We start from the raw sequence: 18,019 nt of genomic DNA on the forward strand, positions 1-18,019 counted from the left end.
GGCGCCCCCTCGTGGGGCGCCGGGGCTCTCACGCCCCCACCAGCAGCACCCATTGATTTCCTGAAAGAGGCTGACATGCCCAAGATCCTCGAANTTCGACGAGAACGCCCGCCGTTCACTCGAGCGCGGCGTCGACAAGCTCGCCAACACCGTCAAGGTCACGCTCGGCCCCAAGGGTCGCTACGTCGTCCTCGACAAGAAGTGGGGAGCCCCCACGATCACGAACGACGGCGTCACGGTGGCCCGCGAGGTCGAGCTCGACGACCCGTTCGAGAACCTCGGCGCCCAGCTCGCCAAGGAGGTCGCGACCAAGACCAACGACGTCGCCGGTGACGGCACGACGACCGCGACCGTCCTGGCCCAGGCCATGGTCCACGAGGGCCTGCGCGCCGTCGCGGCCGGCGCCAACCCGGTCGGCCTGAAGAAGGGCATCGAGGCCGCTGTCAAGGCCGTCGTCGAGCAGCTCCACTCGGTCGCCCGCGAGGTCGACGACATCAAGGACATGACCGACGTCGCCACGGTGTCGTCGCGCGACGCCCACATCGGCGAGCTCATCGCCGAGGCCTTCGACAAGGTCGGCAAGGACGGCGTGATCACGGTCGAGGAGTCCAACACGATGGGCACCGAGCTCGAGTTCACCGAGGGCATGCAGTTCGACAAGGGCTACCTGTCGCCCTACATGGTCACCGACACCGAGCGCATGGAGGTCGTCCTCGACGATCCCTACATCCTGGTCAACCAGGGCAAGATCTCGTCGGTCAGCGACCTCCTGCCGATCCTCGAGAAGGTCGTCCAGGCCGGCAAGCCGCTGTTCATCATCGCCGAGGACATCGAGGGCGAGGCCCTGTCGACGCTGGTCGTCAACAAGATCAAGGGCACGTTCACGTCGGCCGCCGTCAAGGCGCCCGCGTTCGGCGACCGCCGCAAGGCCATGCTGCAGGACATCGCGACCCTCACGGGCGCCGAGGTCGTGACGCCCGACGTCGGTCTCAAGCTCGACACGATCGGCCTCGAGGCCCTCGGCACCGCGCGCCGCGTCGTCATCACCAAGGACGACACGACGATCATCGAGGGCGGCGGCGACAAGGCCGGCGTCGACGGTCGCGTGGCCCAGATCAAGGCCGAGATCAAGAACACCGACTCCGACTGGGACCGCGAGAAGCTGCAGGAGCGCCTGGCCAAGCTGGCCGGCGGCGTCTGCGTCATCCAGGTCGGCGCGGCCACCGAGGTCGAGCTCAAGGAGAAGAAGCACCGCATCGAGGACGCCGTCTCGGCGACCCGCGCGGCGATCGAGGAGGGCATCGTCGCCGGTGGCGGCTCGGCGCTCGTCCACGCCGTCTCGGTCCTCGACGACAACCTCGGCCTCACGGGCGACGAGGCCGTCGGTGTCCGCATCGTCCGCATCGGTGCCGACGCCCCGCTCGAGTGGATCGCCCGCAACGGCGGCGTCTCCGGCGAGGTCGTCGTCAACAAGGTCCGCGAGAGCGGCGAGGGCTACAACGCGGCCTCCGACACCTACGGCGACCTGGTCGCCCAGGGCGTCCTCGACCCGGTCAAGGTCACGCGCTCGGCGCTCGCCAACGCCGCGTCGATCACCGCGATGCTGCTCACGACCGAGACGCTGATCGTCGAGAAGCCGGCCGAGGAGGCCGACGACGCGCACGCGGGTCACAACCACTGACGTAGCGCGCGCTGCATCGACCGCACCACAGGCGGGCCGTCCCCTCGGGGGCGGCCCGTCCGCGTCGTGGGGCGGGCGGGTGCCCCGGCGAGTACGGTCGTGACGTGCCCCACGACTTCGCCGCCCTGAGGGCCGAGCTCGACCTGCCCCCGGCCTCGGCCACGGACCGTTTCCCCGCCGACGTGCTGGCCGAGGCCACCGTCGTCGCCGAGCTGGGGCTGCCCGACGTCCCGGACGAGACCGACGTCCCGTTCGTGACGATCGACCCGCCCGGCTCGCGCGACCTCGACCAGGCGGTCTTCCTCGAGCGGGTCGGCACGGGGTTCCGGGTGCACTACGCGATCGCCGACCTCGGCTCGGTGATCCCCGCGGGCGGGGCGATCGACGCCGAGGCCCGGCGACGCGGGCAGACGATCTACCTGCCCGACGGTCGCGTGCCGCTGCACCCGCCGGTGCTGTCGGAGGACGCGCTGAGCCTCCTGCCCGACCAGGTGCGTCGCGCGGCGCTCTGGTCGATCGACGTCGACGAGAACGGTGTCGCCGGACGGGCGACGGTGCGCCGGGCCCGCGTCCGGTCGGTCGCGCGGCTCGGCTACGAGGGCGTGCAGGCCTCGTTCGACGCCGGCACGCCGCACCCGTCGGTCGAGGCGCTGGCCGATCTCGGCCGTGCCCGGCGTGCCCTGCGGGTGTCGCTCGGGGCGATCGAGCTCGCGCTGCCCGAGCAGGAGGTCGTGGCCCGCGGCGACTCGTGGGCCGTGCGGATGGCGCGGCGCACCGAGGTCGACGCGTGGAACGCCGAGGTCTCGCTGCTGACGGGGATGGCCGCGGCCCAGCTCATGCTCGAGGCCGGCACCGGCCTGCTGCGGACGCTGCCCGCGGCCGGCGACGACGCGCTCCGGGGCTTCCTGCGCACGGCGCGGACGCTCGGGGTCCCGGTGCCCGAGGGGGCCACCGCCTCGGAGGTGCTGGCCGCGCTCGACCCCGCCCTGCCCGCGTCGATCGTGCTGATGCGCGAGGCGACGGGGCTGCTGCGGGGAGCCGGCTACGAGGCGTTCGACGGGGCTGCGCCCGAGCAGCCGCTGCACGCCGGCATCGGAGCGCCGTACGCGCACGTCACGGCACCGCTGAGGCGCCTGGCCGACCGCTTCGGCACCGAGGTCTGCCTGGCGATCTGCGCCGGTGTCGAGGTGCCCGCGTGGGTGCGCGAGGCCCTCCCGTCGCTCGGCGAGACCATGCGGACGTCCGATCAGCGGGCGTCGCGGGCCGATCGCGGGGCGATCGACCTGGCCGAGGCCTGGGAGCTCGCGGGACGGGTGGGGGAGTCGTTCGACGCGATCGTGGTGCGCGCCGACGACGACGGCGGTGGCGGCGAGGTCATGCTGGTCGAGCCCCCCGTCGTCGCGCGCTGCGCGGGTCGCGACCTCCCCGAGGGCCGGCTCGTCGCGGTCGAGCTGACGGAGGTCGACGTGGCCGGAGGGCACGTGTCGTTCGCCTATGACGAGGCCCACACCTCAGCTTAGGCAAACCTAGGTTAGGCTCCCCTTCGTACTGGCGCCCGACCCTGGAGAAGAACCTGTGAACCGACGTATCACCGCCGCCCTAGCGGCCGCAGCAGCCCTGGTGACCCTGGCGGCCTGCGGCTCGTCCGACTCGGACGGGGGATCGGCCGACACCGCCGCGTTCTCGTTCACCGACGACATCGGCACGACGATCGAGCTCGACGAGATGCCCGACCGCCTCGTCGTCCAGTCGTCGATGGCGGCCGCCCTGACCGACCTCGGCCTCGGCGACAAGATCGTCGGCGTGTTCGGACCGCTGCGCGCCGACGGCGACGCGGCGCAGGTCGCCGGTCTCGACGTCGACGCGGTCGAGGACGTCACGGGTGGCGGCGAGTACGGAGACGTCGACGTCGAGAAGGTCGTCGCGCTGAAGCCCGACCTCGTCATCACGAGCCAGTACCTCGCCCCCGACCTCTGGTACGTCAACGAGGCGTCGGCCACCGAGCTGAAGAAGCTCGCCCCGATCCTCGTCGTCGACTTCGACGGCAAGACGCTGCCCGAGCTGCTGGACGGCACGGAGCGCGCGGCCGAGGCGCTCGGCGCCGACCTCGACTCGGCGAAGGTCACGGCCTCGCACGAGCAGTTCGAGGCGGCGGCCGACCGGGTCAGGGCCGTCGGCGAGCAGCTCGGCGACCGCACGATCCTGGCCGGTTCGTACTCGACCGACCTCTTCTACGTCTCGAACCCGAAGGTCAGCCCCGACCTGTCGTACTGGGTCGACGAGCTCGGCCTGCCCATCACGGTGCCGGACAACCCCGACGAGGGCGGCTACTTCGAGAGCCTCAGCTGGGAGAAGGCCGACACCTACCCCGCCGACGTCTTCCTGTACGACGACCGCATCGGTGCGGCGGGTCTGACGTCGCTCAAGGCCGAGAAGGTCTTCGGCACGCTGACGGCGGCCCAGGACGATGCCTACGTGCCGTGGACGTCGGTCGCCCCGCCCAGCTACCAGGCGTACGCCGACCTGATGGACCGTCTGGCCGACGACCTCGGCGCCTTCGCCTGATCATGCGGCCGGNTGACGTCCCCCGGGGGACGTCACCGGCGATGCGGCCGGGCGGGGGAGCTCCCCTATTCGGCGTCGAGACGCCGGGCGGCGAGCCCCGCGATNGAAGATCTCGAGCTTGCGGTCGTACATGCCGCGCCCGCTCCACACCTCGTCGTTGTCGTAGGCCTTGAGCACGGGGATGTCGTCGCGCCGCAGGTGGGCGCGCTCCATGCGCGCGAGGCGTGCCATCTGGGCCGAGCTGTCGAGGGCGAGCGCGATGACGAACTCGACCGCGACGGCGGCGTCTTCCGGCACGAAGTGCTGGTCGCGCAGCGCCGTGACCCAGGCGTCCATCATCGTCAGGACGGCCGGCGAGGGCTTGGGGGCCATCTGGGACGCGCGGTCCAGACCGGGGTGCGCGTCGCACGCGCGCCACACGGAGTGGCCGACCTCGCGCAGGAGCTCGTCCCAGGGCAGGTCGTCCGCGGGCCACGTGGTGGCGAGGAAGGCGCGGTCGAGGGCCTGGACGAGCAGGTCGTCGCGGTCGGTGACGTAGCGGTAGAGGCCTGAGTGGGCGACGCCGAGGCGGCGAGCGACCGAGGGCATGCTGAAGGTGGCGATTCCGTCCTCGAGCGCCGCAGCGGCGATGACGTCGACGGTGAGGGCTCGGGGGCGCCCTGGCTTGCGTTCCATGGACGCAGCGTACAACTGCGGCGGGAACCCGTCAGCGCGAAAGCGCTCCGGACGGGTCCGGAGCGGTAGGGCGTCCGTCACGGTGGGGACGAACGATACGATGGTCGCATGGATCAGACGGGTATTCCAGACAAGTTCGCGCCGCTCGGACTGACGTACGACGACGTGCTGCTGCTGCCGGGATTCTCCGATCTCAACCCCAGCGAGATCGACACGACCTCGCGCCTGACGCGTGAGATCTCGCTCAAGGTCCCGCTGGTCAGTGCCGCGATGGACACCGTCACCGAGTCGCGCATGGCGATCGCCATGGCGCGCCAGGGCGGCCTCGGCGTCCTGCACCGCAACCTGTCGCTGGAGGACCAGGCCTACCAGGTCGATCTCGTCAAGCGCACCCAGACCGGCATCATCTCCAACCCCGTCACGATCGGTCCCGAGGCGACCCTCGAGGACCTCGACCGCATCTGCGGCGAGTACCGCGTCTCGGGCCTGCCGGTCGTCGACACCGACAACCACCTGCTCGGCATCATCACGAACCGCGACCTGCGGTTCACGCCGCTGGCCGAGTGGGCCACGACGAAGGTCGACGAGATGATGACGCCGATGCCGCTGATCACCGGCGACGTCGGCATCAGCCGCGAGGACGCCACGCTGCTGCTGCGCAAGCACAAGCGCGAGCGGCTCCCGCTGGTCGACCGCGACGGCCGCCTCGCCGGACTCATCACCGTCAAGGACTTCGTCAAGGGCGAGCAGTTCCCCGACGCGTCGTACGACCGCGACGGCCGCCTCATGGTCGGTGCCGCGATCGGCTACTTCGGCGACGCGTGGGAGCGTGCCACGACGCTGATCGAGGCGGGCGTCGACGTGCTGGTGGCCGACACGGCCCACGGGCACGTGCGGATGCTGCTCGAGATCGTCAAGAAGCTCAAGACCGATCCGGCGACCCGTCACGTGCAGGTCATCGGCGGCAACGTGGCGACGCGCGACGGGGCGCAGGCCTTCGTCGACGCCGGGGCCGACGCCGTCAAGGTCGGCTTCGGGCCGGGCTCGATCTGCACGACCCGTGTCGTCACGGGCTGCGGCGTCCCGCAGGTGACGGCGGTCTACGAGGCCTCGCTGGCGTGCGCGCCGGCCGGTGTGCCGGTCATCGCCGACGGCGGCCTCCAGCAGTCGGGCGACATCGCCAAGGCGCTGGTCGCCGGTGCCGAGACCGTCATGATCGGCTCGATGCTGGCCGGTGTCGAGGAGTCGCCGGGCGAGGTCATCTTCGTCAACGGCAAGCAGTTCAAGGCGTACCGCGGCATGGGGTCGCTCAGCGCGATGAGCAGCCGGGGCAAGAAGTCGTACTCCAAGGACCGCTACTTCCAGGCCGAGGTCACGAGCGACGACAAGATCGTGCCCGAGGGCGTCGAGGGGCAGGTCGCCTACCGGGGGCCGCTGTCGGCCGTCGCGCACCAGCTGATCGGCGGGCTCAACCAGTCGATGTTCTACGTCGGCGCCCGCACGATCCCCGAGCTGCAGGACAAGGGCCGCTTCGTGCGCATCACGTCGGCCTCGCTCAAGGAGAGCCACCCCCACGACATCCAGATGACCGCCGAGGCCCCGAACTACTCGAGCCGCTGAGCCGCCGTCCTGCGCGGCGTGGCGAGCGATCAGGATCGCTCCGGCCCACGCCGCGCCGCGTGACGGCGAGGGATTGGGCCGGCGTGGCCCGCGAGCGATAACCTCACTCAGGTGACCAATCGCAACGTGGCCGTGTTCATCGACGCCGAGAACCTCTTCAAGGGGTACGGCAAGCTCGAGATCCCCGACATCTCGATGGAGCAGATCCTCGAGCAGCTCGAGACGGCCGCGGCGCGCGAGGCCGGCGCCGGCAGCATCGCGCTGGCCCGCGCGTACGCCGACTGGGGCGCGCTGGGGCTGGAGGACTACCGCCGCGACGTCGAGCGGGCCGGTGTCGAGACCGTCCAGGTGTTCTCGGTCAGCAAGGCCGAGAAGAACGCCGCCGACATCGTCCTGGTCGTCGACTGCCTGCGGGCCGCCGGCGACCTCGACCAGCTCGAGGTGTTCATCCTGGTGTCGGCCGACGGCGACTTCGTGCCCCTGGTGCGGCGCCTGCACGAGCTCGACAAGTACGTCATCGGCGCGACGCTGGCCGACCACCCCGTCAACAACGTGCTCGAGCGCGAGGTCGACCAGTACGTGCCCCTCAAGGTCAAGCCCGTCCCGCCGGCCGCGGCGCTGCAGCCGATCTTCTCGGGCGACCCGTCGTCCGCGGCCGCCGTGCTGCCCCGTCAGCCGGCCCGGGTCGCACCGGTCGAGCCGCGCGCCGACAAGAAGGTCGAGAAGCAGCCGGAGCCGCGCCGGTCCGAGAAGAAGGCCGAGCCCAAGAAGGCCCAGAAGCGGCAGGAGCCGGCCAAGAAGGCCAAGATCTCGTGGCACGACCTGGCCAAGGAGATCGAGGTCGTCCACGACGGGCCGGCCGCCTCCCCGGCCGAGTACAAGCAGATCGTCGAGAAGGTGCTCGCCGACGACACGGTCCGCAGCTTCAGCGACCAGCTCGCCAACCAGGGTGGTCCGCTGCCGATGCTCGCGATGGCCCTGAAGGCCGCCGCGCCGCGCCTCAGCCCGTCGGACGCCCGGGTCAGCTCGCTGTCGCGCGCGCTGCGCTTCGCCCTGGCCGACACGCCGTACGCGCTGGCCCGCGAGAGCGACGACGTCCAGCCCGTCCTGGTGCGCCGCTCGACCGATCCGGCGGGCATGCTGACCGACCTGTCGCTCGACGACATCCAGCGCGGGGTCCAGTAGGTCACGGGCCGACGGAGCCTCGCACTAGGCTGTACGGCATGGCAGACATCGAGATCGGGACGGCCAAGCGCGGCCGTCGGGCGTACTCCTTCGACGACATCGCGATCGTCCCGAGCCGCCGGACGCGCGACCCCGAGGAGGTGTCGACCGCCTGGCAGATCGACGCCTACCGGTTCGACCTCCCGGTGCTGGCCGCTCCGATGGACTCCGTCATGAGCCCCGACACCGCGATCGCGCTCGGACGGCACGGCGGTCTCGGCGTGCTCGACCTCGAGGGTCTGTGGACGCGCTACGAGAACCCCGAGAGCCTGCTCGACGAGGTCGCCGGCATCGAGGGACCGCTGGCGACCAAGCGGCTGCAGGAGATCTACGCCGAGCCGATCAAGGCCGAGCTCATCACGGCCCGTCTGCAGCAGGTGCGCGAGGCCGGTGTCACGGTCGCGGGTGCGCTGTCGCCGCAGCGCACCAAGCAGTTCGCCGACGCCGTGGTCGACGCGGGCGTCGACCTGTTCGTGATCCGTGGCACGACGGTCTCGGCCGAGCACGTCTCGGGCCAGACCGAGCCGCTCAACCTCAAGGAGTTCATCTACGAGCTCGACGTCCCGGTCATCGTCGGCGGGTGCGCGACCTACCAGGCCGCGCTGCACCTCATGCGCACCGGCGCGGCCGGCGTGCTGGTCGGCTTCGGTGGCGGGGCCGCCCACACGACCCGCTCCGTGCTCGGCATCGCGGTGCCGATGGCGTCCGCGGTGGCCGACGTGGCCGCGGCGCGGCGCGACTACCTCGACGAGTCGGGCGGACGGTACGTGCACGTCATCGCCGACGGCTCGATCGGGCGCAGCGGCGACATCGCCAAGGCGATCGCGTGCGGCGCCGACGCCGTCATGATCGGCTCACCCTTCGCGCGGGCCGTCGAGGCCCCGGGTCGCGGCTTCCACTGGGGCGCCGAGGCGTGGCACCCTGACCTGCCGCGCGGCGGCCGGGTCGACATCGGCACGGTCGGCGACCTCGAGTCGGTGCTGTTCGGCCCGTCGTCGGTGCCCGACGGCACGATGAACCTGATCGGCGCCCTGCGCCGCGCCATGGCGACGACCGGCTACACCGACCTCAAGGAGTTCCAGCGGGTCGAGGTCGTCGTCGGGTGAGCCCGTACCGACTCGTCCGGGTGGGGTTCGAGCACCCTGACGCCGTCGAGCTGCGCGACGAGCACGTCATGCTGGGCGACCAGCTGTACGCCGACGACCCCGCCGCCGCCCACCGCGGCGGGTCCGAGGGCATCGATCCGTCGTCGATCGTCGCGACGTTCGTCGCCTACGACGGCGAGCGCCCGGTCGGCCACGCGTGCCTGCGCCGCCTCGACGGCGACCTGGCCGGCGAGCTCGAGATGAAGCGGCTGTACGTCCGTGAGGACGCGCGCGGCAGCGGGGTCGCGGACGACCTGCTCGCCGCGGTCGAGGGCGTCGTGCGCGACGACGAGGGGGCGCCCCGCATCGTCATCCACACCGGCGACCGTCAGCACGCGGCGCTGACGTTCTACGGGCGGCGCGGGTACACGCCGATCCCGGTGTTCGCGCCGTACGAGGCCGTCACGTACTCCCTGTGCTTCGAGAAGGTCTTCGCGGCGGGCTGACCTCAGGCGGTGCGGGGCACCCGCGCCGAGCGGGCCAGGTGGATCGTCGTCAGGACCGGCACGACGACGAGCACCGCGACGACCACGAGGCCGACCCAGCCGGGCGGTCCGGTGGTCTCGGTGACCGTCGTGCACGTCGATCCCGCGCAGGACTGGATCTCCGACGAGCCGGACGTGGCGAACCCGCCGACGATCAGCAGGGGTCCGAGGCCGCCGGGCCACAGGAACGTCCCGATCAGCTTGTCGCGGGTCGACCACCGGTCCGACGTCCACAGCAGGACGACGCCGACGACCCAGCCGATCACGAACACGATGATGCCGCCCAGCAGCAGCACCAGGGCGATGATCTCCTGGGCGCGGAGCCGGGCGGCGGGCGCCGTGGACGGGGGAGCGGCAGGCGCGGGCTGCTCGGCGGCGACGATGTCGGCGGGGCTGCCGAGACGCTGGATCACGTCCTCGACGGACCGGCCGTCCGCGACGGCTGCCTCCAGGTGCTCGCCGATGTCGGCGACGAGCTCGTCGGCCCGCTGGGAGCCGAGCCGTTCGGCGGCGACCGAGCGCAGGTCGTCGAGGTATCCGCGGGCGAGGGGTGGGGTCGTCATGGGGTGTCCTTCCGGAGGGTCTCGTCGACGGCGTCGCGGAATGCTCGCCAGTCGGTCTCGAACCGGTCGAGCGCACGGCGCCCGTCACGGGTCAGCTGGTAGTAGCGGCGGGGCGGTCCCTGCTCGGACTCCCGCTGCTCGGTGAGCACCAGGCCCTCCTTGCGCAGTCTCGACAGCAGCGGGTAGATCGTGCCCTCGCTCGTGACCAGGGACGGGTGCCGCCCGAGCTCGGTCACGAGGTCGACGGCGTAGCGGGGCTCGTCCTGCAGCAGCGCCAGCACGCAGTACTCGAGCGCACCACGGCGCAGCTGCGACAGCGCTCCCGGTTCCATGCGTCACAAGGTAGCAGTACCTTGCGACGCATGGAACCACGTCCGCGCCCGCACGGTGCACGTCACACGTCCGCGTGCTGTTCGCCGCGGTCAGGTGTGCCTTAGCATGGTGAGGCTAGCCTCACGTCGGCCAGCCTCGACACGAAGGACGACCCATGAACAAGCTCCTCGCCTCGGTCGGCATCGCCGCACTGGCCACCGTCGGCCTCGCCGCCTGCGCGTCCGACCCGTCCGAGACCTCGTCGGCCTCCGGCGCCCTCACGGTCAAGGCCACCGACTCCGACTGCACCGTCTCGGCCAGCAAGCTCGACGCCGGACCGTCGACGTTCAAGGTCACGAACGCGGGCTCCAAGGTCACCGAGTTCTACGTGTACGCCGACGGCGACCGCATCATGGGCGAGGTCGAGAACGTCGGGCCCGGCCTGACCCGCAACCTGATCGTCGACCTGCCGAAGGGCACCTACGAGGGGGCCTGCAAGCCCGGCATGATCGGCGACGGCATCCGCCAGACCCTCACCGTCACGGGCGAGGCCACCGCGCCGCTGTCGGACTCCGAGGAGCTCACGGCCGCCGCCGACAGCTACGCCCGCTACGTCAAGTCGCAGTCCGACACCCTGGTCGTCAAGACGACCGAGTTCGTCGACGCAGTCAAGGCCGGCGACGTCGAGGGGGCCAAGAAGCTGTTCCCGATCGCCCGCACCTACTGGGAGCGCATCGAGCCCGTCGCCGAGCAGTTCGGCGACCTCGACCCCATCACCGACGGGCGCGAGCCCGATGCGAAGGCCGAGGGCGTCGACTTCACGGGCTGGCACCGCATCGAGAAGCAGCTGTGGGTCGAGGGCAACACCGAGGGCATGGACCCGTACGCCGACCAGCTGCTGTCGAACGTCAAGCAGATCGTCGCGAAGGGCCAGGACGCCCCGCTGACGGCGCTCGAGCTCGCCCAGGGATCGAAGGGCCTGCTCGACGAGGTCGCGACGGGCAAGATCACAGGCGAGGAGGACGAGTTCAGCCACACCGACCTGTGGGACTTCAAGGCCAACATCGAGGGCTCGCAGGCCGCCATCTCGTCGCTGCGCCCGGTCCTGATCGACCAGGACCCCGACCTCGTCAAGGACATCGACGCCAAGTTCGCGGCGCTCGACACCGAGCTCAACCAGTACCAGGACAAGAGCACGGGCGAGTGGACGTTCTACGACCAGCTGACCGAGCAGCAGATCAAGCAGCTGTCCGACTCCGTCGCGGCGCTCAGCGAGCCGATCAGCAAGGTCGCCGCCGTCGTCGCGAAGTCGGCCTGACACCCGGTCTCCTGAGACACTGACCGACGTGAACGACCGCGACACGACGCCCGCCGCCGGACTCTCCCGCAGGAAGCTGCTGGGAGCGGCCGGCGTCGGCGCGCTGACGGTCGGGGCCCTCGGCGCGGGCGCCGGGTACGCGGTGGGCGACAAGCCCGTCGCCGTCGTCCCCGACCGGGACGCCCTGCCGATCGACTTCGACGGGCGTCACCAGGCCGGCATCGTCACGCCGGCGCAGGACCGCCTGCACTTCGCGGTCTTCGACATGACGACCGAGGAGCGCGACGACCTCGTCTCGCTGCTGAAGGACTGGACGAAGGCTGCCCGGCAGATGGCGCAGGGCAACGACATCGGCGACTTCGGCGCCGTCGCCGGTGCGCCCTACTCGCCGCCGGAGGACACCGGCGAGGCCCTCGGCCTGCCGCCGTCCGGGCTGACCGTCACGATCGGGTTCGGCCGCAGCCTGTTCGTCGACGCCTCCGGGGCGCCGCGCTTCGGTCTCGACGGGCAGCTGCCCGACCGCCTCGTCGTGATGCCGGGGTTCTCCGGCGACCGGCTCGACCCCGCGATCAGCGACGGCGACATCGCGATCCAGGCCTGCGCCAACGACCCGCAGATCGCGGTGCACGCGATCCGCAACCTCGCCCGCATCGCCTTCGGGCGCGCCTCGGTGCGCTACTCGCAGATGGGCTTCGGCCGCACGTCGTCGACGTCGACGGCGCAGGTCACGGCGCGCAACCTGTTCGGCTTCAAGGACGGCACGGCCAACATCAAGGTCGAGGAGAAGAAGGACGTCGAGGACTTCGTGTGGGTGCAGGACGGCGACGGTCCGGCCTGGATGACGGGCGGCTCGTACCTCGTGTCGCGCAAGATCGACATGCGCATCGAGACCTGGGACCGCGAGCCCCTCAACGGCCAGGAGACGATCGTCGGCCGGGCCAAGGGCTCGGGCGGCCCGCTGTCGGGCGGCGACGAGTTCGCCGCGATCGACTTCGACGCCAAGGACGACGCCGGCCAGCCGCTGATCGACATGAAGTCCCACCTGCGCCTGGCCCACCCCGACACCAACGGCGGCGCCAAGCTGCTGCGTCGCGGGTACAACTTCGTCGACGGCTCCAACGGTCTCGGCCAGCTGTCGGCCGGGTTGTTCTTCATCGCCTACCAGCGCGATCCGGAGGCGCAGTTCGTCCGCATCCAGCGCTCGCTGGCGGGCCTGCAGAACGATCTGCTGAGCGAGTACATCGTGCACGTCGGCTCGGGTCTGTTCGCGTGCCCGCCCGGCGTCGGTCCGCAGGGGTACTGGGGCGAGGGCCTGTTCGCCTGAGCCCGGTGTGGGGGTCGACACGGTCGTTACCGACCAGTAGCGATGTGACATCGCCGGTGTCATACTCGGGGTATGAGCTCCCGTGACACGGCATTCGACTACGACGTCCTGATCATCGGCTCGGGCTTCGGCGGCAGCGTCTCGGCGCTGCGGCTGACCGAGAAGGGCTACCGGGTCGCGGTGCTCGAGGCCGGCAAGCGCTTCGAGGACGCCGACTTCGCCAAGAACTCCTGGCGCCTGCGCAAGTTCCTGTGGATGCCCCAGTTGGGCTGCTACGGCATCCAGCGCATCGACAAGCTCAAGGACGTGCTGATCCTGTCGGGCGCCGGCGTCGGCGGCGGTTCGCTGGTCTACGCCAACACGCTCTACGAGCCGCTCGACCCGTTCTACCAGGACCCGGCGTGGGGCCACATCACCGACTGGCGCTCCGAGCTCGAGCCCTACTACGACCAGGCCAAGCGCATGCTCGGCGTCACGGTCTACCCGCACGTGACCCCCGCCGACACCGTGATGCGCGAGGTCGCCGAGAAGATGGGCGTCGGCGGCACCTTCCACCACACGCCCGTCGGCGTGTTCTTCGGCGCCGACCCCGGCGAGACCGCGGACGATCCCTACTTCGGCGGTGCCGGGCCGGCCCGCTCGGGCTGCACCAACTGCGGTGAGTGCATGACGGGCTGCCGCCACAACGCCAAGAACACGCTGGTCAAGAACTACCTGTACCTGGCCGAGTCCGCCGGCGCCGAGGTGCACCCGATGACGACCGTGACGGCCGTCCGGCCGCGGGAGGGCGGCGGGTACGAGGTCGAGACGCGTCGCACGAACAGGCGGTTCCGGCCGCACCGCACCATCACGGCCGAGCAGGTCATCTTCTCGGCCAGCACGATGGGCACGCAGAAGCTGCTGCACCGCATGCGCGACACGGGCTCGCTGCCGCGGGTGTCGCAGCGCCTCGGCCTGCTGACCCGCACCAACTCCGAGGCGCTGCTCGGCTCGATCGCCGACGGCAACGACGTCGACTACAGCGAGGGGGTCGCGATCACGTCCTCGTTCCACCCCGACGAGCACACCCACATCGAGCCGTGCCGCTACGGCAGGGGCTCGAACGCGATGTCGCTGATGCAGACCGTCCTGACCGACGGCGGTGGCTCGACGCCCCGCTGGCGGGTGTGGCTGCGCGAGATGTGGAAGCAGAAGACCAAGCTCTTCAAGCTGTACGACCTGCGGCACTGGTCGGAGCGCACCGTCATCGCGCTGGTCATGCAGACGCACGACAACTCGATCACGACGTACACCAAGCGGGGGCTGACCGGCCGTCGCCGGCTCACGTCCCGCCAGGGCCACGGGGCGCCGAACCCGTCGTTCATCGAGCCCGGACACCGCGCCGTCCAGCACATGGCCGACGAGATGAAGGGGACGCCCGGCGGCACGATCGGCGAGCCCTTCAACGTGCCGCTGACGGCGCACTTCATGGGCGGCTGCGCGATCGGCGACTCGCCCGAGACGGGGGTCGTCGACCCATACCAGCGTCTCTACGGCCACCCGGGCCTGCACGTCGCCGACGGCTCGACCATCACGGCGAACCTCGGCGTCAACCCGTCGCTGACGATCACGGCGCAGACCGAGCGCGCGATGTCGTACTGGCCTAACAAGGGCGAGACCGACCTGCGTCCGTCGATCGACGAGCCGTACCGCCGCATGGAGCCGATCGCCCCCAAGAGCCCCGTCGTCCCCGACGACGCCCCGGCGGCCCTGCGCCTGCCCATCGTCGGCGTCAGCTAGCGCGCAGGGTTCGAAGGCTCGCTCGACCACAGAACGCCACCACAGGTCGAGCGAGCGCAGCGAGCGAGACAGTGGCCCCGCGCGCAGCGCGGCAGCTGGGGGCACCTCCCGCGAGCGCCAGCGAGTGGGGGACGCAGTCGCTGGCAGGGCGAAGCCCTGCGCCACGCACAGGACCCGGCCTGGAGGGAGTCCACGGGCCGGGTCCTGTTGTGCCACGAGGAGCAGCACATGATCTAACGGGAGGGAGTGTTGTTAGATCCACCGTGTAAAACGACGCTCCGACACCGGGGTTACGAGGTTGTCACGGTAATTTTTTCGCGCGCTCGGCGCCCGATAGGGTGGCTCCCGTGACCCCCGATCATGACCTTGTCCTCGTCGTCGACTTCGGGGCGCAGTACGCCCAGCTCATCGCCCGTCGGGTGAGGGAGGCGCGGGTGTACTCCGAGATCGTCCCGCACACGATGCCGGTCGACGAGATGCTCGCCAAGAAGCCCGCCGCGATCATCCTGTCGGGTGGTCCGTCCTCGGTCTACGAGGCCGGCGCACCGCAGCTCGACGCGGCGATGTTCGAGGCCGAGACCCCCGTCTTCGGCATCTGCTACGGCTTCATGGCGATGGCCCAGGCCCTCGGCGGCACCGTCGCCCACACCGGCCAGCGCGAGTACGGACGCACCAGCGTGAGCGTGCTCGAGCCCGGCACCCTGCTGGCCGACCTGCCCGAGTCGCTGACGTCGTGGATGTCGCACGGCGACGAGGTCGTCGCGGCGCCCGAGGGCTTCCGCGTCAACGCCCGCTCGCCGCGCGCGACGGTCGCCGCGTTCGAGGACACCGACCGTCGCCTCGCCGGCGTGCAGTGGCACCCCGAGGTGCTGCACAGCGAGCACGGCCAGCGCGTCCTCGAGACGTTCCTGGTCGACATCGCGGGCTGCCGCCAGACGTGGACGAGCAGCAACATCGTCGAGGAGCAGGTCGAGCTGATCCGCCAGCAGGTCGGTGACGCCCGCGTCATCTCCGCGCTGTCGGGCGGTGTCGACTCCGCGGTCTCGACGGCCCTCGTGCAGCGCGCGATCGGCGACCAGCTCACCGCGGTCTTCGTCGACCACGGCCTGCTGCGCCAGGGCGAGGCCGAGCAGGTCGAGAAGGACTACGTCGAGGCCACGGGCGTCGACCTCAAGGTCGTCGACGCCAAGGAGCAGTTCCTCGGCTTCCTGGCCGGCGTCTCCGACCCCGAGCAGAAGCGCAAGATCATCGGCCGCGAGTTCATCCGCGTGTTCGAGGCCGCCGAGCGCGAGGTGCTCGCGACGCCGGGTGCCCCGGTCAAGTTCCTCGTGCAGGGCACGCTCTACCCCGACGTCGTCGAGTCGGGCGGGGGAGCGGGCGCCTCGAACATCAAGAGCCACCACAACGTCGGCGGCCTGCCCGAGGACCTCGAGTTCAGCCTGATCGAGCCGCTGCGCACGCTGTTCAAGGACGAGGTGCGCGACGTCGGCCGTCAGCTCGGCATCCCCGAGGCGATCGTCGGACGGCACCCGTTCCCCGGCCCCGGCCTGGCGATCCGCATCGTCGGCGCGGTCGACGAGGAGCGTCTGACGATCCTGCGCGAGGCCGACGCGATCGTCCGCGAGGAGACCACCGCGGCGGGCCTGGACGGCGAGATCTGGCAGTTCCCGGTCGTGCTGCTGGCCGACGTCCGCTCGGTCGGCGTGCAGGGCGACGGCCGCACCTACGGCCACCCGATCGTGCTGCGGCCGGTCTCGAGCGAGGACGCCATGACGGCCGACTGGAGCCGCCTGCCGTACGAGGTGCTCGAGCGGATCTCGACCCGCATCACCAACGAGGTCGACGAGGTCAACCGCGTCGTCCTCGACATCACGAGCAAGCCGCCGGGAACCATCGAGTGGGAGTGAGCCGGGCGGCCCGACGTCCGCGGGTCCTGCGCGGACATGTCGAGGCGCGGGACCGCGAGTAGGCTCCACGCCATGCTGATGCCCCACGCGCTGTCGACGCTCACGCACTCGACCGGGGCCGGCGGGATCGACGGGCCGTGGGCGCTGCCCCTGTTCATCGTGTTCGCGGTGTGCGTGATGGCCTACCGGTACCTGCGCAAGTAGCCGCGACTCCCGCGGACCGCGCTCAGGCCGCCGGGGGCTCCCACAGCTCGACGGCGTTGCCGTCGGGGTCGTGGACGCGCGCGAACCGGCCCGTCTCGGAGGAGTCCCACTCGTCCCTGGTCTCGACCTCGACCCCCGCGGCGCGCAGCGACACGACCAGCCCGTCCAGGTCGCTGACGCGCAGGTTGAGCATGACCTGCTGGGCGCCCGGCCAGTAGTCGGTGTCGGCGGGGAACGGCGCGAACACCAGCGGACCGCCCTCCGTCCGCCACGACCACTCGTCGGCCTCGCCCGCCGACGGCGCGGCGAGGCCCGGGCCGACGCCGAGGTGGGTGCGGTACCAGGTGCTCAACGCATCCGGGTGCTGCGACCGCAGGAAGACTCCGCCCACTCCGAGCACCGGCACGATCGTTCTCCTCTGGTCGACGGGCCTCCATCGTAGGGCGGGAGGCCGGCGGTTGTTAGGCTCGATCGCAGTCGATCGGAAGGCACCACCGTGAGTCAGTCCGCATTCCCGCGGAACAAGTACGTCGCCATCGTCATGGTCCTGCTGGTCGTGGCGGCCGTGGTCGTCGTGGCCGTGCTGCGCCTCGACGGCGACGACGAGGCCGAGCCGCTGGCGACCGCCACCGAGCCGACGGCCACCGCGACGACGTCGACCCCGACGCCCGAGCAGACCACGACGTCCCCGACCCCCACGCCCACCCCGACCCCCACGCCGGGCGGCGGTCCGACGTGCGAGGGGCCCGACACGGTCTTCAACGAGGAGGGCACCGAGAAGGACTCCCTGCTGCCCGACTGCGGCGTCGCCCCGGTGACCCAGCCCGAGCAGGAGAAGTCCGGCCTGAGCCTGGCCTGCGGCGGTTCCTACCCCGTGATCCTCTACAAGACCACGACGTCCGGCGCGAAGACGTCGATCTGCGGTCGCGACAGCTCCGGCGCCGACTTCCGGTTCGTGACGCAGCCGAAGGGCGGCGACGTCGTCGACCTCCCCGGCACCTACGAGTCGCAGCTCGACGCGTTCGCGGCCAAGGACGGCTCGACCCGCTACACGGTCCTGGCGTACGACGGCACCCTCGTGGTGAACAAGGACGGGCAGAAGACCCGGCAGAAGTCGTCCGACTGGATCTCGCTCGACAACGAGCCCGACACCGACTGATCGTCTGCCGCTCGCCGGGTGTCGCCGGCGGGTAGTGGGGTACTCCGCCGGCGAACCC

15 protein-coding genes and 1 pseudogene are annotated in these 18,019 nt (G+C 71.1%); 13 read left to right on the top strand and 3 right to left on the bottom strand.

What is annotated here, in order from left to right:
• Nucleotides 1-94: 94 nt before the first annotated feature.
• From groL to ASD10_RS06575, 7 genes and pseudogenes are all read left to right on the top strand, one after another.
• A pseudogene (groL, locus tag ASD10_RS06540) lies at nt 95-1,681 on the top strand (chaperonin GroEL); the annotation flags it as partial.
• Nucleotides 1,682-1,785: 104 nt separating this feature from the next.
• Nucleotides 1,786-3,201 (top strand): RNB domain-containing ribonuclease, encoded by a 1,416-nt coding sequence (locus ASD10_RS06545; protein ID WP_056606363.1) that lies wholly within the window; start codon nt 1,786-1,788, stop codon nt 3,199-3,201.
• A gap of 55 nt (nt 3,202-3,256) precedes the next feature.
• The gene (locus ASD10_RS06550) at nt 3,257-4,246 is read left to right on the top strand and encodes an ABC transporter substrate-binding protein (protein ID WP_157432477.1); all 990 of its coding nucleotides are present in this window, start codon (nt 3,257-3,259) and stop codon (nt 4,244-4,246) included.
• Nucleotides 4,247-5,029: 783 nt separating this feature from the next.
• Complete coding sequence (guaB, locus tag ASD10_RS06560; RefSeq protein ID WP_056606367.1) at nt 5,030-6,541, top strand: IMP dehydrogenase; 1,512 nt, start codon at nt 5,030-5,032, stop codon at nt 6,539-6,541.
• A 111-nt stretch (nt 6,542-6,652) separates the two neighbouring features.
• Nucleotides 6,653-7,726: an NYN domain-containing protein gene (locus ASD10_RS06565; RefSeq protein ID WP_082556059.1), complete on the top strand. Its 1,074-nt coding sequence runs from the start codon at nt 6,653-6,655 to the stop codon at nt 7,724-7,726.
• A 38-nt stretch (nt 7,727-7,764) separates the two neighbouring features.
• Nucleotides 7,765-8,871 carry a GuaB3 family IMP dehydrogenase-related protein gene (locus ASD10_RS06570; protein WP_056606372.1) on the top strand — a complete coding sequence of 369 codons (1,107 nt, stop codon included), beginning with the start codon at nt 7,765-7,767 and terminating at the stop codon, nt 8,869-8,871.
• Entirely contained in the window at nt 8,868-9,356 is a 489-nt protein-coding gene (locus ASD10_RS06575) for a GNAT family N-acetyltransferase (RefSeq protein ID WP_056606375.1), read from the top strand. Before ASD10_RS06570 ends, ASD10_RS06575 begins: the two co-directional genes overlap by 4 nt.
• A gap of 2 nt (nt 9,357-9,358) precedes the next feature.
• Here ASD10_RS06575 and ASD10_RS06580 read toward each other — a convergent pair whose 3' ends face one another.
• Nucleotides 9,359-9,958 carry a hypothetical protein gene (locus tag ASD10_RS06580; RefSeq protein WP_056606378.1) on the bottom strand — a complete coding sequence of 200 codons (600 nt, stop codon included), beginning with the start codon at nt 9,956-9,958 and terminating at the stop codon, nt 9,359-9,361.
• Complete coding sequence (locus tag ASD10_RS06585; protein ID WP_056606380.1) at nt 9,955-10,290, bottom strand: PadR family transcriptional regulator; 336 nt, start codon at nt 10,288-10,290, stop codon at nt 9,955-9,957. Before ASD10_RS06585 ends, ASD10_RS06580 begins: the two co-directional genes overlap by 4 nt.
• Nucleotides 10,291-10,445: 155 nt before the next feature.
• Here ASD10_RS06585 and efeO point away from each other — a divergent pair, with 155 nt between their 5' ends.
• The 5 genes from efeO to ASD10_RS19490 all read left to right on the top strand — a co-directional run bounded on the left by efeO (nt 10,446) and on the right by ASD10_RS19490 (nt 16,802).
• Nucleotides 10,446-11,588 carry an iron uptake system protein EfeO gene (gene efeO / locus ASD10_RS06590; RefSeq protein ID WP_056606383.1) on the top strand — a complete coding sequence of 381 codons (1,143 nt, stop codon included), beginning with the start codon at nt 10,446-10,448 and terminating at the stop codon, nt 11,586-11,588.
• A 28-nt stretch (nt 11,589-11,616) separates the two neighbouring features.
• Entirely contained in the window at nt 11,617-12,912 is a 1,296-nt protein-coding gene (gene efeB / locus ASD10_RS06595; RefSeq protein WP_235501773.1) for an iron uptake transporter deferrochelatase/peroxidase subunit, read from the top strand.
• Nucleotides 12,913-12,984: 72 nt separating this feature from the next.
• Nucleotides 12,985-14,691, top strand: a complete 1,707-nt coding sequence (locus ASD10_RS06600; RefSeq protein WP_056606389.1) for a GMC oxidoreductase — start codon at nt 12,985-12,987, stop codon at nt 14,689-14,691.
• Between the two features lie 347 nt (nt 14,692-15,038).
• Nucleotides 15,039-16,598, top strand: a complete 1,560-nt coding sequence (gene guaA / locus ASD10_RS06605) for a glutamine-hydrolyzing GMP synthase (protein WP_056606392.1) — start codon at nt 15,039-15,041, stop codon at nt 16,596-16,598.
• Between the two features lie 72 nt (nt 16,599-16,670).
• Complete coding sequence (locus ASD10_RS19490) at nt 16,671-16,802, top strand: hypothetical protein (RefSeq protein WP_255355116.1); 132 nt, start codon at nt 16,671-16,673, stop codon at nt 16,800-16,802.
• 22 nt (nt 16,803-16,824) lie between these two features.
• Here the strand turns inward: ASD10_RS19490 and ASD10_RS06610 are convergent, their stop codons facing one another.
• Nucleotides 16,825-17,208: a VOC family protein gene (locus ASD10_RS06610; RefSeq protein WP_200938140.1), complete on the bottom strand. Its 384-nt coding sequence runs from the start codon at nt 17,206-17,208 to the stop codon at nt 16,825-16,827.
• Between the two features lie 90 nt (nt 17,209-17,298).
• On the opposite strand from ASD10_RS06610, the gene ASD10_RS06615 reads away from it, so the two are divergent.
• Nucleotides 17,299-17,961, top strand: coding sequence for a hypothetical protein (locus ASD10_RS06615; protein ID WP_157432478.1), 663 nt, complete (start codon nt 17,299-17,301; stop codon nt 17,959-17,961).
• Nucleotides 17,962-18,019 lie beyond the last annotated feature (58 nt).

Origin of the sequence: Aeromicrobium sp. Root472D3, from assembly GCF_001426485.1 — a bacterium.
Classification (GTDB): domain Bacteria; phylum Actinomycetota; class Actinomycetes; order Propionibacteriales; family Nocardioidaceae; genus Aeromicrobium.